This is a genomic window from Halosimplex yunnanense (assembly GCF_054504345.1).
This window is the reverse complement of sequence record NZ_JBTJEL010000037.1, coordinates 591,695-605,143: the sequence shown is the minus strand read 5'-3', so window position 1 is coordinate 605,143 and position 13,449 is coordinate 591,695. Positions and strand designations below refer to the sequence as shown.

General features: G+C 69.3%; 14 protein-coding genes. 7 read left to right on the top strand and 7 right to left on the bottom strand.

Annotated elements, in window-relative coordinates; all coding sequences use genetic code 11:
- The first annotated feature begins 61 nt into the window (after positions 1-61).
- Together AB2U09_RS21855 and AB2U09_RS21850 are read left to right on the top strand one after the other, a co-directional pair.
- Positions 62-1,612 (top strand): acyl-CoA carboxylase subunit beta, encoded by a 1,551-nt coding sequence (locus tag AB2U09_RS21855; RefSeq protein ID WP_459194865.1) that lies wholly within the window; start codon positions 62-64, stop codon positions 1,610-1,612.
- A 107-nt stretch (positions 1,613-1,719) separates the two neighbouring features.
- Positions 1,720-3,057, top strand: coding sequence for a hypothetical protein (locus AB2U09_RS21850; protein WP_459194864.1), 1,338 nt, complete (start codon positions 1,720-1,722; stop codon positions 3,055-3,057).
- Here AB2U09_RS21850 and AB2U09_RS21845 read toward each other — a convergent pair.
- The 4 genes from AB2U09_RS21845 to pdhA form a co-directional block, all read right to left on the bottom strand.
- Positions 3,054-4,025, bottom strand: a complete 972-nt coding sequence (locus AB2U09_RS21845; protein ID WP_459194863.1) for a YndJ family transporter — start codon at positions 4,023-4,025, stop codon at positions 3,054-3,056. The two genes, AB2U09_RS21850 and AB2U09_RS21845, sit on opposite strands and share 4 nt — an antisense overlap.
- Positions 4,022-4,693 carry a DUF4166 domain-containing protein gene (locus AB2U09_RS21840; protein ID WP_459194862.1) on the bottom strand — a complete coding sequence of 224 codons (672 nt, stop codon included), beginning with the start codon at positions 4,691-4,693 and terminating at the stop codon, positions 4,022-4,024. The genes AB2U09_RS21845 and AB2U09_RS21840 overlap by 4 nt, the downstream gene beginning before the upstream one ends.
- Positions 4,694-4,819: 126 nt before the next feature.
- Entirely contained in the window at positions 4,820-4,978 is a 159-nt protein-coding gene (locus AB2U09_RS21835) for a DUF1059 domain-containing protein (protein WP_459194861.1), read from the bottom strand.
- A gap of 155 nt (positions 4,979-5,133) precedes the next feature.
- On the bottom strand, positions 5,134-6,246 hold the full coding sequence (gene pdhA / locus AB2U09_RS21830; protein ID WP_459194860.1) for a pyruvate dehydrogenase (acetyl-transferring) E1 component subunit alpha: 1,113 nt from the start codon (positions 6,244-6,246) through the stop codon (positions 5,134-5,136).
- 130 nt (positions 6,247-6,376) lie between these two features.
- On the opposite strand from pdhA, the gene AB2U09_RS21825 reads away from it, so the two are divergent.
- The 5 genes from AB2U09_RS21825 to AB2U09_RS21805 all read left to right on the top strand — a co-directional run bounded on the left by AB2U09_RS21825 (position 6,377) and on the right by AB2U09_RS21805 (position 11,236).
- Entirely contained in the window at positions 6,377-8,221 is a 1,845-nt protein-coding gene (locus AB2U09_RS21825; protein ID WP_459194859.1) for an acetyl/propionyl/methylcrotonyl-CoA carboxylase subunit alpha, read from the top strand.
- 2 nt (positions 8,222-8,223) lie between these two features.
- Positions 8,224-8,520 carry a hypothetical protein gene (locus AB2U09_RS21820; RefSeq protein ID WP_459194858.1) on the top strand — a complete coding sequence of 99 codons (297 nt, stop codon included), beginning with the start codon at positions 8,224-8,226 and terminating at the stop codon, positions 8,518-8,520.
- A gap of 64 nt (positions 8,521-8,584) precedes the next feature.
- Positions 8,585-9,118: a DUF8108 domain-containing protein gene (locus AB2U09_RS21815; RefSeq protein WP_459194857.1), complete on the top strand. Its 534-nt coding sequence runs from the start codon at positions 8,585-8,587 to the stop codon at positions 9,116-9,118.
- Between the two features lie 82 nt (positions 9,119-9,200).
- Positions 9,201-10,196 carry a Gfo/Idh/MocA family protein gene (locus AB2U09_RS21810; protein ID WP_459194856.1) on the top strand — a complete coding sequence of 332 codons (996 nt, stop codon included), beginning with the start codon at positions 9,201-9,203 and terminating at the stop codon, positions 10,194-10,196.
- Between the two features lie 71 nt (positions 10,197-10,267).
- Positions 10,268-11,236: a biotin--[acetyl-CoA-carboxylase] ligase gene (locus AB2U09_RS21805; protein WP_459194855.1), complete on the top strand. Its 969-nt coding sequence runs from the start codon at positions 10,268-10,270 to the stop codon at positions 11,234-11,236.
- Between the two features lie 41 nt (positions 11,237-11,277).
- On the opposite strand, the gene AB2U09_RS21800 is transcribed toward AB2U09_RS21805, so the two are convergent.
- The 3 genes from AB2U09_RS21800 to AB2U09_RS21790 form a co-directional block, all read right to left on the bottom strand.
- On the bottom strand, positions 11,278-11,823 hold the full coding sequence (locus AB2U09_RS21800) for a universal stress protein (RefSeq protein ID WP_459194854.1): 546 nt from the start codon (positions 11,821-11,823) through the stop codon (positions 11,278-11,280).
- Between the two features lie 126 nt (positions 11,824-11,949).
- A complete protein-coding gene (locus tag AB2U09_RS21795) occupies positions 11,950-12,306 on the bottom strand; it encodes a four-helix bundle copper-binding protein (protein ID WP_459194853.1) in 357 nt (118 codons plus the stop codon).
- A gap of 93 nt (positions 12,307-12,399) precedes the next feature.
- Positions 12,400-13,434 carry an amidohydrolase family protein gene (locus AB2U09_RS21790; protein ID WP_459194852.1) on the bottom strand — a complete coding sequence of 345 codons (1,035 nt, stop codon included), beginning with the start codon at positions 13,432-13,434 and terminating at the stop codon, positions 12,400-12,402.
- Between the last annotated feature and the right edge of the window lie 15 nt (positions 13,435-13,449).

Below are 13,449 nucleotides of genomic sequence, written 5' to 3'. Positions count from 1 at the left end.
TTTTCCCGGACTCCCGATGTGTCTCCATGACTCACTCGACGCCGGCCCGCGGTGATCGGCCGTGACCCACGACGAGGACATCGAGGACCTGCGCGAGCGCAAGGAACGCGCCCGGAAGGGCGGCGGCGAGGAGCGCATCGAGGCCCAGCACGATCGGGGCAAGATGACCGCCCGCGAGCGGATCGACTACTTCCTCGACGACGGCACCTTCGTCGAGATCGACGCGCTCCGCGAGCACCGCTCGACGAACTTCGACATGGAGGAGCAGTCGTTCCCGGGCGACGGCGTCGTCACCGGCTACGGCGAGGTCGACGGCCGCACGGTCTTCGTGTTCGCCCACGACTTCACCGTCATGGGAGGGTCGCTCGGCGAGGCCTTCGCCCAGAAGGTCTGCAAGGTGATGGACAAGGCGATGGAGACCGGCGCGCCCATCGTCGGCCTCAACGACTCCGCCGGCGCACGCATCCAGGAAGGCGTCGACGCGCTGGCGGGCTACGCCGACATCTTCCACCGCAACCAGCTGGCCTCGGGCGTGGTGCCCCAGATCTCGGCGATCATGGGACCGTGCGCCGGCGGCGCCGTCTACTCCCCGGCCATCACGGACTTCATCTTCATGGTCGAGGAGACCAGCCACATGTTCATCACCGGGCCGGACGTCATCGAGACGGTCACCGGCGAGGAGGTGTCCTTCGACGAACTCGGCGGGGCCGCGACCCACACCGGCGACTCGGGCGTCGCGCACTTCGCACCCGCCGCGGAGGAGGAGGCGCTCGACGACATCCGCTATCTGCTCTCGTATCTCCCCGCGAACAACGCCGAGGACCCGCCGCGCGTCGAACCGTGGGACGACCCCGACCGGGCGGACGAGGGGCTCCGCGACGTGGTCCCGCAGGCGCCGCAGAAGCCCTACGATATGCACGAGGTCATCGACGGCATCGTCGACGAGGATTCGTTCTTCGAAGTCGCCGAGCGCTACGCTCGAAACCTCCTGACAGGGTTCGCGCGCCTCGACGGCCGCCCGGTCGGCGTCGTCGCCAACCAGCCGCGGGTCAACGCCGGGACGCTCGACATCGACTCCTCGCTGAAGGGGTCGCGGTTCGTCCGCTTCTGCGACGCGTTCAACATTCCACTCCTCACCTTCGTCGACGTGCCCGGGTTCATGCCCGGCAAGGATCAGGAGAAAGGCGGCATCATCAAACACGGCGCGAAACTGCTGTACGCCTACTCCGAGGCCACCGTGCCGCTCATGACCGTCATCACCCGGAAGGCCTACGGCGGCGCCTACGACGTGATGTCCTCGAAGCACGTCGGCAGCGACGTGAACTACGCGTGGCCGACCGCCGAAATCGCCGTGATGGGTCCCGAGGGGGCCGTCAACGTCCTCTACGACGACGAACTCGACGCGGCCGAACAGGTCGAGGAGAAACGGCAGGAACTCATCGACGAGTACCGCGACGCGTTCGCCAACCCCTACACCGCAGCCGAGCGGGGGTTCGTCGACGACGTGATCGAGCCACCGGAGACCCGCTCGCGGCTGATCGGCGATCTGGAGACGCTGGAGACCAAGCGCACGGACCACCCCGACCGGAAGCACGGGAACATTCCGCTGTAGTCGAGGGTAGAGTCCCGCTCCAGGGTCGCTAAAGCAACCTTTTTCGGAGATCGGCAGCCATACGTGACAGCGATACGATCGGTCTGTCGTAGCCATCCCCGCTATCGATGTTCACCAGCACACAGAAGCGTTCGATCGCCGCGATCTGTCTCGCACTGCTTGCGACGACCGCAGGCTGTAACGTCCTGAGCGGAACCGGCGATCAGTCGCCCGCCTCGACGTCGGCGGTGACAGACGCGACACCCACCGACCGCAACGAACCGACAGCGACCGCCACCTCTACGGAGCATCCGACGGCGTCGCCCCCAGACTCGGATTCGTCGGCCGGTGCCTCCGACGGTGGCGGTTCCGACGAGAGCGTTGCAGTCCGCGGAAAGAACCTCCCCGTGGACGCCGACCGCGTCCTCGACCGGATCGAACGGCTCCACGGCGTCGAGGTCGACTCACCGACGGTCACCGTCACGGAGTACGAATCCCGGCAGATCGAGGCCTTCCCCGCGCCGTTCTACCGGGCGTTCGGCGTGACCGGGAACGTCACGACGGCGGGCCAGGCCAGGCAGAGCGGGGACGTACTGCTGGATGCGGGCGCCGATCACCCCGAGAAGGTCCTCGCACACGAGTTCGCACACCACGTTCACCTTCAGAAGCGGTGGTGGCCGACCGGGCTCGAAAGCGTCCCCCAAGACGAACAGCGCGCCGCAACCAGTGTCACCGAGGGCGCCGCAGTCTACGTCACCGACGCCTACGTCGACGAGTACGACACCGATGCGGTCCGCGATAGCAAGGAAACCCGGACCGACTACGAGAACGGGAACGCCGCACTCAGGCTGACCACTTCCCACTATCTCGCCGGCGCGTCGTACGTCGACTCGCAGGTGACGGCCCCGGCGGACCTCGAATCGGTCCTGTCGAGCCCGCCGGGGACGACCGAAGCGGTCCTCCACCCCGGGCGAAGCGTCTCGCTCGGACACCTCACGATCGACGCGAGCGAGTCCGAGTTCTGGGCCGCGAAGACCGGCCACTTCCCCTCGGGAGCCGACAGACGAGGGGAACTCCTCGTCAGGGAACTCCTGCGGCTCGAACTGGAGAGGGCGGTCGCAGACTCGGCGGCAAACGGCTGGGACAATGATCGGAGTCTGACCTTCTCGGCCACGTCCAATGAACGCCGGAGGGGCATCGCGTGGGCGCTCCGGTGGGAGAACGCGTCGGAGGCCGACGAGTTCGCCGCAGCGTTCGATCGGTTCGCCGACCGCCGGAACGAGAGCGTCTCCGGCGTGTTCGCCACCGAGCGCGTCGCTCGCGAGACGGTCGTCGTCTTCGCCGGCAACGAGACGTTCGTCGAGAACGCGACTGCCAACGGGACGAACGAGTCGGTCTCCGTCGTCGCGCCCTCGGTGAACGGGACGGCGTCGACTGACGCCGCACGGCTGGCGTCGTCGGATTAGCGGTCAGCGGCGCGCCACCCGAGAACCCCGCAGAGCGCGAACCCGTAGGCGTTCAGTGACCCGTGGAGCGACACCATCCGACCGATGCTCAGGCCGAGCGGGTTCGGTCCGCCGAAGGCGGCGACGCCGTAGCCGAGCGCCAGTACCATCGACACCGGGAGCGCCAGCGCCGACAGACCGACCAGCGCGCCCGCAACGCCGCCGAGTGACGGAACGGCCCGGACGAGGACGAGTAGGCCGAACCCGGCGACTGCCAGCGTGAACGCGCCGACGGCGACGACCTCGACGAGTGGCGAGAACGAGATACCGACCGCGATGAGCGCCGGCCCGACGAGGATCGTCCCCGCAATCGGGCGCGCTGGGCCGTCGAATCCGCCGAGGTATCTTCCCGTGACGCCCGCGAGGACCGGGAGCGCGAACCCCGCGAAGTGGAAGTGGACGGCGGTCAGGAAGACGATGTCGGGGCGGAACCAGAACGTGATCCCGAGATGGGAGAGGACGAGCGCGACGGCACCGACCGGCGCGTACGCTAGCCCGGCTTCGACGAGCAACTCGGAGAGCGCGAGCGGTCGATCGAAGCCGCGGTCGAGTGCCCGCGAGACGCCGGCGAGTGCGAGGAATCCGGTGACGATCAGCCACTGCGCGGCCGCGATAGCGGCGAGCGCCCCAGATTCGACGACGAGCGACGCCACCGCGAGCGGAGCGCCGACCGGCGTGAGCGCGACCGCGACGTCGAGGAGCCGCCCCGAGCGCGAATCGAATCCCGCTCGCGGGACGAGTCCGACGCCGAGCGGGACGACCACCAGCGGCGCCAGCGCGAGCGCCCGCGCCGCTTCCCCGAGGTCGCCGGCTATCGCGACGATTGCCCACAGTCCCACGCCGAGCAGCGCGCTCAGGTCGGTGAGCGCGACACTGCCGACGGCGAGCCCCTCGTCCGACGCCGCTTCGGCGCCGAGCCGCTCGCTCATGGCGGGAGCGGATCGATCCCGGTCGTCGGCTTGAGATCGTCGGGGACGACGGCCATCTCCCGGCGCTCCTGCGTGAACGATCCCTCGTAGCCGAGGATGTGCCCGGCCACTCCGCTCTCGACCGTCGCGGTGACGGAGAAGCGCTCGTCGGCCTCGTCGTAGCGGTCCCGGACCGTCACGTCGACCGCCAGCGGCCCGGGCGTCGGGAGGTATCGGCCGCCGACGCGCGTCCACTGCTTGCCGCCCTCGACGACCAGCGCGCCGTCCTCGACGCGCGGGTGCAGCTCCGAGACGACGTGGCCGCCCGTCCCGAGGAAGTCGAACAGCCGCTCGCGGTTACGGTCCCAGACCGTCAGCGAGTCGAACCGCCGGATCTTGCCGTCGAAGTCGAACTCGCGGCGGGTCGTGAGCGCCTCGTAGCCCGCCGGGTCGCGGAAGCCGACTGTCGTCACCGAGAACGGAACTTCGGTCCCGGACTCGGGGAAGAGGAGGTTTCGCAGCGGCATCGCGTAGAGGACGGGCAGCGCGAGCGCTCCGCGGGTGATGTCCATCAGGCCCCGGCCCACCGTCGCGTGGTCGTCGTCCGGTCCGAGGCCGTAGCGGTCGCGGACCTTCGGATGCAGGTCCGCGGCCGCCTCGCCCAGCGCGCGTTCGTAGACGCCCGTCACTCGACCACCGCCGCAGTCGTTCGCTGAGCCACCTGTGTGTCCATGCCGTTCGCTGGCACGTCGGCACACAAAACCGTTTGTGGATACCGGGCGGAACAGGCGGCGAAAAACGGTCGGATCTGTCGGTCAGGACGCCTGCTGGACCATGTCGCGCGCCTCGTCGTCGCTCAGGTCCATGTCGTGTTTCTCCCGGGCGTGCTCTTTCACGTGCTCGATGACCTCCTGTTCGTCCTCGGACCGGATCATGAAGCCGTCGCCCTCGCTGCAGTCTACTTGGTATGCCATACGCGACCGAAAGGCCTCACGTGGCTTAGCTATACACCGGTTTCGGCCGGGTAAGGAAACGGCGGTCCCGAGTAACGGGCTACAGCGATCGAGTAAGCCGATCCCGGAACGGGCAAACTGGCCGTCGACGGCGGGCAGTCGAAGCTACGGGCCCCTTACTCGTCGCGCAAGAGCGCGTCGTCGCCATGGCGCTCGCGCAGGCCTCGCAGGTAGGCCCGCTGTTCGCGGACGCGCGGCATCGGATCCTCGTAGGCGTGTTCGAACCACCCCTCCGCGTCGGGTTCGTACGCTTCCGCCCCCTCGATCAGGTCGGCCACGCGCTCCCGATTTTCCGCCTCGATAGCGTCGATATCCTCGTCGTCGAGTAGACCGCGCTCGCGGAGGAACGTCTCCATCCGGGGGATCGGGTCCCGTTCTTTCCACCGCTCGACCTCGGCGTCGTCGCGGTACTTCGACGGGTCGTCCGCGGTCGTGTGCGCGCCGTAGCGGTACATCTCCGCCTCGATCAGCGTGGGGCGGCGTTCGCCGTCGTCCGGATCGCGCGCCTTCTCGGCGGCGGCTTCGGTTACCTGATACACCGCCAGCGGGTCCATCCCGTCGACGCGGACGCCCTCAAACCCGTAGGCCTCGGCTTTCTCGGCGATGGTCGCGCTCGCCGTCTGGCGCTCGCGGGGGACGGAGATAGCGTACTGGTTGTTGTTGCAGAAGAACACCGCGGGCGCGTCGAAGACGCCGGCGAAGTTGAGCGCTTCGTGGAAGTCCCCCTCCGAGGTGGCGCCGTCGCCGAAGTGGCAGCAGACGACGCGGTCGTCACCCCGTAGGCGTGCAGCCCACGCCATCCCCGTGGCGTGGGGGAGGTGGCTCGCGATGGAGATGTTCAACGGGAAGACGTTGCGGGAGGCCAGCCAGGCGTTGCCGACCTCGTGGCCCTTCCAGTAGAGCAGGTACTCCGGTTCGATACCCCGGACGACGACCGCGCCGTGCTCGCGGTACTGGTCGAGGATCCAGTCGTCGTCGCGCAGGGCGTGCGTCGACCCGATCTGGGCGCCCTCCTGTCCGGACAGCGGCGGGTACGTCCCCAGTCGGCCCTGGCGCTGGAGGCTCACCGCCCGCTCGTCGAGGTGGCGGGCGAGCCGCATCTGCGCGTACATCTCGACGAGCGTCTCCGGGGACAGGTCGGGGACGCTCGCGCCGTCCCGGACGCGCCCGTTCTCGTCGAGGACCTGCACCGCGTCGCCATCGGACGCGCGAACTCGCTCGTCGGTCACTGTGGGGCGAACGCACACGGCGGATAAAGTCGTTTTCCCGGGCGGGAGAGTCCAGCCTCACGGACTGAATCGGCGGGTCCGATCCCCGATTCCGATCAGATTTAAAGGGTGAGGCTCGGTACAGGGTCATATGTTCGAGAAGGTCCTCGTCGCGAACCGCGGCGAGATCGCCGTCCGCGTCATGCGAGCCTGCGAGGAGCTGGGCGTCGGGACGGTCGCCGTCTACAGCGAGGCCGACAAACACGCCGGCCACGTCCGCTACGCCGACGAGGCCTACAACGTCGGCCCCGCCCGCGCGGCCGACTCCTACAACGACCAGGAGGCGATCCTCGAGGCCGCCGAGCAGGCCGGCGCCGACGCCATCCACCCCGGCTACGGGTTCATGGCCGAGAACGCCGAGTTCGCCGCCAAGGTCGAGGAAGCCGAGGGGATCACGTGGATCGGCCCGTCCAGCGAGGCGATGGAACGCCTCGGCGAGAAGACCCACGCCCGTAAGGTGATGCAGGAAGCCGACGTGCCGATCGTCCCCGGTACGACCGAGCCCGTCGAGGATCCCGATGAGATCGTCGAGTTCGGCGAGGAGCACGGCTTCCCGGTCCTCATCAAGGCCGAGGGCGGGGGCGGCGGCATGGGCCAGGAGGTCGTCGAGAGCGCCGAGGAGGCCGAGGAGGCCCTGGAGACGGCCCAGCGCGAAGGCGAGGCGTACTTCTCGAACGCCTCCGTCTACATCGAGCGGTTCCTCGACAACGCCAGGCACGTCGAGGTGCAGATCATCGCGGACAAACACGGCAACGTCCGCCACGTCGGCGAGCGGGACTGCTCGCTGCAACGGCGCCAGCAGAAGGTCATCGAGGAGGGGCCGAGCCCCGCGCTGACCGACGAACTCCGCGAGCAGATCCGGGAGGCAGCCCGCCGTGGCGCCGACGCCGGCGACTACTACAACGCCGGCACCTTCGAGTTCCTCGTCGAGGACGAGGAGCGCAACGACGAGGGGCTGCTCGACGCCGACACCGACTTCTTCTTCCTCGAAGTCAACACGCGCATCCAGGTCGAACACACCGTCACGGAGGAGCTGACGGACATCGACCTCGTCAAGTGGCAGATCCGGATCGCCTCCGGGGAGGAACTCACCTTCGACCAGGACGAGGTGGAACTCGAAGGGCACGCGATGGAGTTCCGGATCAACGCCGAGAACGCCGCCACCGACTTCGCGCCGGCCACCGGCGGCGAGTACGAGGTGTACGACACGCCGGGCGGCATCGGCGTCCGGGTCGACGACGCCCACCGACAGGGCGACGATCTGGTCACCGACTACGACTCGATGGTCGCGAAGCTCATCACCTGGGGCGAGGACCGCGAGGAGTGCATCGCCCGCGGCAAGCGCGCCCTCGCCGACTACACCATCGAGGGCTTCCCGACGATCATCCCGTTCCACCGGCTGATGCTCACCGACGAGACGTTCCTCGAAGGCCGCCACACCACGAAGTACCTCGACGAGGACCTCGACCCCGAGCGCATCGACGAGGCCCAGGAGCGCTGGGGCGCCGGGAGCGAACCGAGCGGCGGCGGCGACGACGAGGAAGAGGTCGTCGAGCGGGAGTTCACGGTCGAGGTCAACGGCAAGCGCTTCGAGGTCGACCTCGAAGAGCGCGGCGCGCCGGCGATCCCGACCGGCGGTGACGGCGCCGGCGGCGGCCAGGCCCAGCGACCCCAGCCGGGCCGCGGCGGGTCCGACGGCGACTCCGGCGGCGTCGCCGCCGAGGGCCAGGAGGTCGCTGCGGAGATGCAGGGGACCATCCTCGAAGTCAACGTCGCCGAGGGCGACGAGGTGGCCGCGGGTGACGTCCTCTGCGTCCTCGAAGCGATGAAGATGGAGAACGACATCGTCGCCGAGAGCGCCGGCACCGTCACTCGCGTTGAGGTCGCCGAGGGCGATTCCGTCGACATGGGCGACACGATGTTCGTGATCGACTGACCGTGTCGGACGGCGAAGACGGGTCGCTGTGGCGGGCCGGGCTGGGCATCGTCCTCCTCCTCACGAACCTCGTGGTCGCGGTCGCCGCTGGCGTCGCCATCGCGCTCCGCGGCATTGTCTGGCTCCCTGACGCACTGGTCGGCGCCGGCCTCGTCGCCGAGATCACGACGCCGGTCGTCGTCGCCAGCATGCTCGTCGTCTTCCTGGTCGCGGGCCTCGTGATGTATACCGTCTTGATGCTCGGTCTCGCCGCCTCGAACGCGCTCGCGGAGCTACTGGGGTTCGAACTCCGGGAGTGACCGGCGCGGGCGATACAGTCACTGAAACGACAAGGGATTTTACCGTCACGGCCGAACCGCCGGTATGGCCGAGGGCCACGACTCGCGCGTCCGACTGGCCGACGAGGTCGCCGGGCTCATGTACGGGGCCGCGGGCTGGCTGCTCGTCTGGCTGGGACTGATTGGGATCGTCACCGTCGTCGGACGGGCGCTCGGCGGAACGATGTACTCGGTCGAGCCAGCGGCCGTCGTGCTCGCCCTCTCGCTGGTCGCGCTCGTCGCCGGCGTGGCGGTGAATCCCCGATTCGAACGTCGCCACCGTCTCACTCGGTTCGGCCGTGCTCCCGTGGTCGAGCGCCGGGCGATCCGACCGGACGAGGGGAGCGACGAACCCTGCGTCGTCTGCGACGATCCCGTCGAATCAGGTCTCTGCCGTCGCTACCGCGAAGAGACGGTCGTCGCCGGCGTCACCGTCGCCACGAGCGACGGCGAGGAGAACTACTACTGTCTCGACTGCGCGGCGAGCGAACTCGGACTCGACGTGGACGGAGACGCGGACGACAAGTTCGCTCTGGACTCCCGGACCGACGAGAGCGAACGCCTCGCCGACCCGGAGTGACGCGCCGCCGACCCTTCACCGGGGCGAACCCACATCTTCCCCGGAGCGAACTCTCATGGTGCCGCCGGGAGACGGGACGACCATGTCGACGCACACCGCCGTCCAGATCGGCTGTGGAAATCGCGGGCAGACCCACGCTCGCGCCCTACACGACAGCGACCGCTTCGAGGTCACCGCGGTCTGTGACCTCGACGAAGGGGCGGCCCGCGAGACGGCCGAACAGTTCGGCGTCCCGACGGTCTACACCGATCTGGACGAGGCGCTGGACGCCGAGGCGCCGAGACACGTCACGCTCGTCACGCCGGCGACCGTCCGTCGGGACGTGATCGCCGACGTGCTGGCCCACGAACCCGACTCGCTGCTGTTCGAGAAGCCGGTGGCGGTCACCCACGACGAAGTGGTCGAGATCGCCGACCTCGTGGCCGAGAGTGATGCGCGCGTCACGGTCTGTCACCAGCACGTCTACGGCGAGGAACTGCAGGCGCTGAAGCGGTGGATCGACGAGGGCAAACTCGGCGAGGTGGAGCGGCTGGTCGGCTCGACGAAGGGCGGCCTCTACGAGCACGGGACGCACTTCATCCACGCCGTCAACTGGCTACTCGGGACGGACCACGCGGGGGTCCGCGCCCACGCCGAGTGGGGCGAGCATCCGTTCGACGACTGGCACGCCGACGTCGAGCCGTCCGACGCACTGCTCGAGGTGAAATATCCCGCGAACAGGACGGCCACACTCCACTTCGGGCCCGACGCGCCGGACGTGCCCGCGCAGGCCGACACCTTCTGGCTGGAGTACCGCCTCGACGTCGTCGGGACCGAGGGTCACGGTCAGTTCGTCCTCGGCAGCCACGCCAGCGCCCGCTACGGCGACGACGGCCGCGACCGCGTCGAAGTCGATGGCTTCGACCCTGACGGCCGGTCAACCGGCCGGCTCTACGAGATTCTCGCCGAGTGCCTCTCTGGCGAGCGCGAGGACCACCCCTCGGACTTCGCGAGCGCGCTCGCCGTCCACCGGGTCGTCGAGGCGGCGCTGCAGTCCGCCGAGGAGGACCGCGCCGTGGCAGTCGACGAGATCGAGTAGGGAACGAGCGACCGCACCGAGGACCGCCGCGCTCCGGACCACTTACAACCGGGCGCGCGCAACTCCGGAGCATGCAGGAGACGCGAGAGCGCGTCCTCGACGCGCTCGCAGACGGGCCGGTCACCGGGCCGGAGCTGGCCGAGCGACTGGACGTCTCGCGGGCCGCGGTCTGGAAACACGTCGAGGCGCTCCGCGAGGAGGGGTTCGAAGTCGAGAGCGGCGCCGACGGCTACGCCATCGACGAGTTCCCCGAGTTCGGCGCCGCGACCGTCGAGTACGGGCTGGAAGCCCCCTTCGAGGTGGAGTTCCACGACTCCGTCCCGAGCACGAACGCCAGAGCGCGCGACCTCGCGCAAGCGGGCGACGACGACGTCGTCGTCCTCGCCGACGAGCAGACGGGCGGACGCGGCCGGCTGGACCGCGAGTGGTCCTCCCCGAGCGGGGGGATCTGGATGAGCGTCCTCACCCGGCCCGAGGTCCCCGCCACGCACGCCCCGGCGTACACGCTCGCGGCCGCGGTCGCGATCACGCGGGCGGCCCGCGAGGCCGGGGTCGACGCTCGGATCAAATGGCCCAACGACGTCGTCGTGCCGGACGCCGACGACGGGACCGGCGGCGACGGCGAGACTCCCGAGCGGAAGCTGGCCGGGATCCTGACCGAGATGGAAGGCGAGGCGGACCGCGTCTCGTGGATCGCCGCCGGGATCGGGATCAACGCGAACGTCGACCCAGCGGCCTTGCCCGGCGAGGCCGAGCCGACGACGCTCCGTGCCGAAGCCGGCGACGTGGACCGGCGGGTGTTCACCCAGCGGGTGCTGGAAGAATTTGACGACCTGCGAGGGGATCTGGACGCGGTCGTCCCGGCGTGGAGGGAGCACGCGACGACGCTGGGCAAGCGCGTGCGTGTCGACACGCCCGGCGGCGAGGTCGTGGGCGACGCCGTCGACGTGGCGTTCCCGGGCACGCTCGTCGTCGACACCGGCGACGAACGAGTGACCGTGACCGCCGGCGACTGCGAGCACCTCCGGCCGGTGGAGTGACTGCGAAAAGGGGAGCGTCTCGTTCTCGCGCTGGGTCTCGGTCAGGACCCTTCGACGCTCGGCGTCGGGTCCGCGTCGGGTTCGGTGACGCTCTCCGGCTCGGTGGCGGGCTCTGCCTCTCCGGCCGCTTCCGACTCGACGGCGGCAGCCGCGCCGCTGACGGGGACCGTCACCACCGGGACGGCCGACTTCCGGACCACCCGTTCGGCGACGCTCCCGAGGAGGAGCCGGTCGATCCCGCCGCGGCCGTGAGTGCCCATCACGACCACGTCCACGGGCTGTTTGCGCGTGTAGCGGACGATTTCCGTACTCGGCGTCCCCTCGACGGTCGTCGTCTCGACCGGGACGTCGTCGGGCGCGACCCGCCGCAACTGTTCGAGCGCCGTCTCTCCCTCCGATTCGAGCACCGTCCGGACCCCCTCCCAGGACGTCTCCATCGGCAGCCCCGTGAAGCTCGTCGCGTCGATGACGTACAGCCCCCGGATCGACGCGTCGTGGACCCGCGCTAGCTCCCCCGCGTGGTCGATCACCCGCTCGATCCCCGCCGACCCGTCCGTCGGCAGGAGGATCGTCTCGTAGATGCCCATGCTACCAAATACCACATGCGGCCGTAAAACACTTCGGCAGCGCCGAACTCGGCGAGGCGCGAAAAACGGGAGACGGACGGAGATCGCCGGGCTACAGCGGGGTCAGCGACGTAGGCGTCGGTCCGATCAGGCGCCGGCCATGCTCCGGCAGGACTCGGCGCACTCCCGGAGGACGTCGGCACAGACCTGGCAGTGGTCGGCGTCGTGCTGTTCGCACTCGTCGGCGCACGCCTCACAGGCGTCCGCGCAGGCCTCGGCGAGCTGGCCGCTTCGCGCCGAGCCCCGAGCCATGAATCGTGCGTGCAGCGACGCGAGGTCGGCGACGTCGCGACAGAGTCGTGCGCACTCCTCCATGTCCGAGTCGCCGAGACACTCGTCGGCGCACCACTCGCAGACCTCGGCGGCCTCGTTGCAATTCTCGATGCAGTCTCGCTGCTCGTCGCTCAGCCGGTCGATCTTGGAGACGGTCTCTGAGAGTGACATCGCGTCCGGAGTAGGGTCGGGAACGGGTTCAACAGCGAGCCTGTATCTCCAAGGCCACCGAGCACAGTTCCCGGGCAGGAACGCGCCCGGCGCTCACTGCCCGGAGAGGTACACCTCGGACACGTCGGCGACGCCGGCACGCCGGACCGCGGCGCGGACCGGATCCTTCGCGCCGGAGAGGTTGTCCGAGTCGCCGTCGAGGACGAGCAGGTTCGCGTCGCGACCGGGTTCGACCAGTCCAGTGTTCAGCCCCGCGATCTCCGCGCCGTTGACGGTCGCCATCCGGAGGACGTCGCGGGCGCTCACGTCCGCGATCTTCGCGGTGAACTCCATCTCTCGGAACATCGACGGGCTGTTGAGGAACACGTTGTCGGTCCCGAGCGCGACCGTCGTCCGTTCGAGCAACTCGGCGATCGGCGGGAAACCCACGTCGGTGACGAGGTTCGAGCGCGGGCAGACCGCGACGGGGATCTCGCTGTCGGCGACCCGATCGAGGTGCAGGTCCTCGGCGTGGACCATGTGGACCAGGAAGTCCGGGTCGAGGTCCAGGGCGGGGTTGATGTCCGAGGCGTCGACCTCGCCGGCGTGGATGCCGAACAGCTTCCCGGCGCGGGCGGTCGCGTTGCGCTCGCGGGAGAAGTCGGCGTCGTTGGCCCCGCTCGCACCGAACCCGTCGCTCGCTTCCATCGCCGCGACCGTCTCGCGCCCGAGGACCACCGGATCGACGTCGAGGCCGTCCGCGGCGCGCTCGATGGCTTCGACCCCCTCGACGCCGCCTTCACGGAACTCGATGAAGGCCGCGGTCCCGGACTCGACCATGAACTGCAGCGAGCGGTGCATCGCTTCGACCTTCTCCTCGGTGCTGGCCTGCCGGAGCAGGCGGTGTTTCAGGCCGTCCGGCGGCGCGACGAGTTCCTCCAGCGAGAGGCCGCCGCCGGCTTCCTTGGCGATGGAGTCGCCGATGTGGGTGTGAGCGTTGACGAACGCGGGCAGGATGACGTCGTCGCTGTGGGTCGACTCCTCCTCGATGGCTGTGATCTCGCCGTCTTCGACGACGACGCGACCCTCGACCGGTTCGAACTCGCGACCGCGCAGGACGGTTCCGGTGAACGTCGTGGAGTCGGTCATTACAGAGTGACTCCC

Excerpts from the sequence above, each read along its gene's own strand:
- AB2U09_RS21805 (WP_459194855.1), top strand. The coding sequence starts at position 10,268 with ATGCAGGAGACGCGAGAGCGCGTCCTCGACGCGCTCGCAGACGGGCCG.
- AB2U09_RS21790 (WP_459194852.1), bottom strand. The coding sequence starts at position 13,434 with ATGACCGACTCCACGACGTTCACCGGAACCGTCCTGCGCGGTCGCGAG.
- AB2U09_RS21825 (WP_459194859.1), top strand. The coding sequence starts at position 6,377 with ATGTTCGAGAAGGTCCTCGTCGCGAACCGCGGCGAGATCGCCGTCCGC.
- AB2U09_RS21800 (WP_459194854.1), bottom strand. The coding sequence starts at position 11,823 with ATGGGCATCTACGAGACGATCCTCCTGCCGACGGACGGGTCGGCGGGG.
- AB2U09_RS21845 (WP_459194863.1), bottom strand. The coding sequence starts at position 4,025 with ATGAGCGAGCGGCTCGGCGCCGAAGCGGCGTCGGACGAGGGGCTCGCC.
- AB2U09_RS21835 (WP_459194861.1), bottom strand. The coding sequence starts at position 4,978 with ATGGCATACCAAGTAGACTGCAGCGAGGGCGACGGCTTCATGATCCGG.
- AB2U09_RS21850 (WP_459194864.1), top strand. The coding sequence starts at position 1,720 with ATGTTCACCAGCACACAGAAGCGTTCGATCGCCGCGATCTGTCTCGCA.
- AB2U09_RS21815 (WP_459194857.1), top strand. The coding sequence starts at position 8,585 with ATGGCCGAGGGCCACGACTCGCGCGTCCGACTGGCCGACGAGGTCGCC.
- AB2U09_RS21795 (WP_459194853.1), bottom strand. The coding sequence starts at position 12,306 with ATGTCACTCTCAGAGACCGTCTCCAAGATCGACCGGCTGAGCGACGAG.
- AB2U09_RS21810 (WP_459194856.1), top strand. The coding sequence starts at position 9,201 with ATGTCGACGCACACCGCCGTCCAGATCGGCTGTGGAAATCGCGGGCAG.